The organism is Eubacterium sp. MSJ-13, assembly GCF_018918235.1.
Taxonomy (GTDB): domain Bacteria; phylum Bacillota; class Clostridia; order Lachnospirales; family Lachnospiraceae; genus Butyribacter.
This window is the reverse complement of sequence record NZ_JAHLQE010000046.1, coordinates 1-4396: the sequence shown is the minus strand read 5'-3', so window position 1 is coordinate 4396 and position 4396 is coordinate 1. Positions and strand designations below refer to the sequence as shown.

The following is a 4396-nucleotide window of genomic DNA, read 5'->3' as shown; positions in this document are numbered from 1 at the left end:
GATTGGGAGATTGTTTGTGGTTTCGCGATGTGGAGGGTTTGATAGGAAAGGTGTTTGGAATTTTGCGATGTGGAGGTTTTGATTGGGAGATTGTTTGTGGTTTCGCGATGGAGGATTTTGATAAGAGTGTTGTTTAGGGGGCGATGCGAGGTTTTGTGATGTAGCATTTTGATAGGATGTTGTTTTTTGGTGAGGAAAGGAAGTATGGATGGCTGATAATGTGGTTAGATTACCGAAGGGAATAAATATTGGTGTGGATTATTATCCGGAGCATTGGGATGAGGCTCTTTGGGTTAAGGATGCGGATATGATGCGTGATGCCGGGGTTAAACTTGTGCGTATGGGGGAGTTTGCATGGTGCAGGTTTGAGCCGGAGGAGGGAAGGTTTGATTTTGAATGGCTTGACAGGGCGGTGAGGCTTTTTGCAGAAAGGGATATATATGTAGTTTTGTGTACTCCGACTAATACGCCTCCACAGTGGCTTTTTGAAAAGTATCCTGAGATTGTTCAGGTTGATAAGTGGGGGAGGAGGATTCAGACAGGGATAAGAGGGCACAGGTGCTTAAACAGTCCTGTTTATAGAGAACTTTCGGAGAAGATTATTGCATATATGGCGGAAAGATATAAGGATGAGAGGTATGTTGTAGGTTATCAGATAGACAATGAGCTTGAGTCCAATCATTGCCGCTGCGATGTGTGTAAAAGTCGTTTCAGGGAGTGGATTGAGAAAAAATATGGTACGGTAGAAGAAATAAATAAGGCTTATGGAAATAATGTTTGGAGTGGTGAGTACAGCGACTTTTCACAGGTTATGCCACCTATGAATGATAATGAAAAATGGCTTAATCCTTCACTTAATCTTGATTTTAACAGATATGCTTCTGACAGTACATGTGATTATGTGAAATTTCAGTCTGATATCATAAGGAAAATATCGCCTGATAAATTTATTACGACAAATACATGGCTTTGTGCAAATATGCCTGATTTTTATGATATGTTTGAAAATCTTGATATCGTTTCATTTGACAACTATCCGGCACATGTGTTACCGGAAGATGATGAAACACTTTATTCACATGCATTTCACCTTGACCTTATGCGTGGAGTCAAAAATAAAAATTTCTGGATAATGGAACAGCTTAGCGGGATGATAGGAAGCTGGGGACCTATGTCAAGGGCGATACAGCCGGGAATGATGGAGGGATATTCACTTCAGGCGATTGCACATGGAGCTGATGCGGTCATTCATTTCAGATGGAGGACAGCAGTTTCCGGTGCTGAGATGTACTGGCAGGGGATAATTGATCACAGCAATGTGCCGGGAAGAAGATATAAAGAATTTTGTGAACTGTGCAGCAAGGTTAGAGAAATTCAGGAACTTGATGGAACCGTATGCAGAAACAGGATTGCAATATTATATTCATCTGACAACGAATACGCATTTAAAAATCAGCATCAGGCGGAAGAAATGCATTATTTTGAGCAGATGAAACAGTGGCATGATGCATTTATCTGCCTTGGACTTGGAGTTGATATCATAAGTCAGAAGGAGAAACTTAACGGGTATAGGATAATTGTCGCACCTACGATGTTTGTGGAGAATAAAGAAACTGTATCAAATATTTATGATGCAGCAGCTAAAGGAGCCACCGTTATTTTGACAAATCGTTCAGGCGAGAGGGATTATAATAATAAATGTATTATGAAGCAGTTGCCTGTTGCTTACTCAGAACTTACAGGGATAAAGGTGTCTGAATATGAAGCACTGCCAGATGGTATGCAGGTTTTGCTTAAATTCTCTGAGGAAACTGACATACGATCAGAGTGTGCTTTAAAAAGCGGACTTTTTGGTAAACGCTGGTGCGATATAATAGAGGAAAATGACAAAGTGGAAGTGCTTGCAAGATATGATGAACAGTTTTATAAGGGTGCACCGGCTGTCACAAGGAATAAATATGGTAACGGTGAAGTCTATTATTTTGGTACTATGTTAAACCGTGACGGAAGTATTGATTTTGCAAGGCAGATGGCTGTAAGTCAGGGACTTGACATTATTGAAGGACTTGAAAAGGGCGTGGAAGTTACTTATCGTTACGGGGATAAAACATGGCGTTTTATATTTAATAATACTCAAAAAGAGCAGAAGGCTATTGTTGATGAAGAAGAAATCGTTCTGAAACCGTTTGAGATGAACATAACTTCCTTGCATTGAGTGAAAATGGAGAGTATAATTGTATCAGAATAAGATAAACATTTAACTAGTACAACGAAAAATTAATTATTCGTTGTACTAGCACAGTTAAAAGGAGGGATTTGTATGCAGATCAGTGGTATTAATGGTACAAACAATATAAGCAGTATTTATACATATGGCAATTCACATTTTAACCAGATACAGAACTCTCCTGTCACTCCGGTAACAAAAGTAAAGGGAGCACAGGCTGTTGACGGAGAGCAGGATAAGGCAAAGTATGCTGTAGTCTATGGCGATGACAAGACAAGTGAGACATATGATACGAAAGAAGCTAATGAGGTTAAGGCAAAATATGCCGGTGCTCAGAATGTTTCATATAATAATACTGACAATCCATATGAGATATCGAAGATGGAGAGAGACAGTATGATATTATCAGGAATGAATTTTGATGAATATGCATAAAAGAATCGCCGTACAATATATGTGTGTGGTGATATAGAAAGCATTAAACGGGAGGAATTATCGCATGATGAAATGGTGGAGGAGACTGATTTTTTCTGTTATCAGTCTGATATTGGGATATATTTCTCTTGATTATCTTTATTCTGCTTTTACAAAACTGACAAACGCGTCGGGAAGTGCATCGGAATACAGCCCTAAAGGTGATGGTTTGTCGCAGCTCTTAGGTGCGGTCATGTTTTTGGGATATTTTGTAGTTTTAGGATTTTATATATGGCTCATAAAAAGATGCTCGCCAAAGATTGATCTGATAGAGGAAAATGCAAAAACGGGAGAGCAGAGAGTAAAGAGAAAATGGTTTGATATCATACTTCAGATAGTTATTATCATAACAGGGATGGTGCTAAGATGGGCGTATCTTATGTTTATATATCTGCCCAAGTTGTGATATAATAATAACTAAAATGACTGTTGCACAAGGTTAGTCATATAACTAATTTTGTGCAACAGTCATTTTGATATATTAAAATTTCTATGAAAGTTTTTACAGTAATGCGTCTATCTGTAAGTGGAAATCTTTTGACAGATCATAAGTCTTATCACCAGATATCACTATAGGCCTTGAAAGAAAGTTTTTGTTTAATAAAACAACACGTCCTATCTCTCCGTTTGATAGAAGAACCTCGGTATTTATGTATGCTTCTACCGTTCTTTCAATAAATTTGTATAATGCTCCGGGTTCATAGAGGTCTTTCTGGAGTTCCATATGTTCAAGAACAGGAAAAGGACATATGCCTTTTCTGTAAACCCTGTCAGCGGTCATGGCATCATATACATCGGCAATGGCTACTATTCCGGAGAATAGGTCTATTTCATTTCCTTTCAATCCCTGAGGATAACCTTTTCCGTCATATCTCTCATGATGCTGAAGTGCAACAAGTTTGATTTTTGGATTAAGATTTTTAGGAGATAATATATCGTAACCATACTGTGGATGTTTTTTGATTATCTCATATTCTTCATCTGTAAGTCGTGCAGGTTTTTGAATGATTTCGGGCGGGATGCGCAGTTTTCCTATATCGTGAAGCATACCGGCTATCATCAAAGTTTCTATATCTTCCTGACCAAGGTTCATCCATGTTCCGATAACATTACTGATGAGAGCGACATTGATTGAGTGTGTGTATGTCAAATCATCATATCCGCGCATACACTGCATCATTTCAAGTAAATGGAGAGGATTTCTTGATTTTTCCAAAACATTTCCAATTTCAGAAAGCATATCATCTACAAGACCGTCACTGCTTTTTATTATCATATCATTAAGAGTTTTTTGGAAACCTTCAAGACATGCATTAAATTCTGTTTGGAATTTTTGGAAATCATCTGACTTTTCAATTCGTTCAAAATATGTAGGTTCGATTTTTAAAGGCTCGGTTTTGCTAGAATCAGTGACCTCATTTACATATATGCGTATTGTCCTGATAGAATAATATTTTAACTTATCTATTATATCCTCGGTAATTTCAGTGTTGCTTTGTATTACTAAATGATTGTCGGTTGTATATGCTGGTTCAGCACTGACCATTCCGGGTACAAGATTGGCTGTAAATATTTTTTTCGTTTTCATTTTCTTCCCCCTCTTTTTCATAAGTCAAGTGGATATTCACAATCCACTCTGCTACTTGCTCATAACACTATTAGCTGCTATCACATAGCTGCTATAGCAGCATACAT

Annotated in this window: 4 protein-coding genes; 3 read left to right on the top strand and 1 reads right to left on the bottom strand. The window is 37.9% G+C overall.

Annotated elements, in window-relative coordinates:
- Nucleotides 1–208 precede the first annotated feature (208 nt).
- The 3 genes from KQI69_RS02880 (at nucleotide 209) to KQI69_RS02870 (ending at nucleotide 3107) form a co-directional block, all read left to right on the top strand.
- The gene (locus KQI69_RS02880) at nucleotides 209–2215 is read left to right on the top strand and encodes a beta-galactosidase (protein WP_216563782.1); all 2007 of its coding nucleotides are present in this window, start codon (nucleotides 209–211) and stop codon (nucleotides 2213–2215) included.
- Nucleotides 2216–2320: 105 nt separating this feature from the next.
- The gene (locus KQI69_RS02875; RefSeq protein ID WP_216563781.1) at nucleotides 2321–2662 is read left to right on the top strand and encodes a hypothetical protein; all 342 of its coding nucleotides are present in this window, start codon (nucleotides 2321–2323) and stop codon (nucleotides 2660–2662) included.
- A gap of 64 nt (nucleotides 2663–2726) precedes the next feature.
- A complete protein-coding gene (locus KQI69_RS02870; RefSeq protein ID WP_216563780.1) occupies nucleotides 2727–3107 on the top strand; it encodes a hypothetical protein in 381 nt (126 codons plus the stop codon).
- Nucleotides 3108–3203: 96 nt separating this feature from the next.
- On the opposite strand, the gene KQI69_RS02865 is transcribed toward KQI69_RS02870, so the two are convergent.
- Nucleotides 3204–4289, bottom strand: a complete 1086-nt coding sequence (locus tag KQI69_RS02865; protein WP_216563779.1) for an HD-GYP domain-containing protein — start codon at nucleotides 4287–4289, stop codon at nucleotides 3204–3206.
- Nucleotides 4290–4396 lie beyond the last annotated feature (107 nt).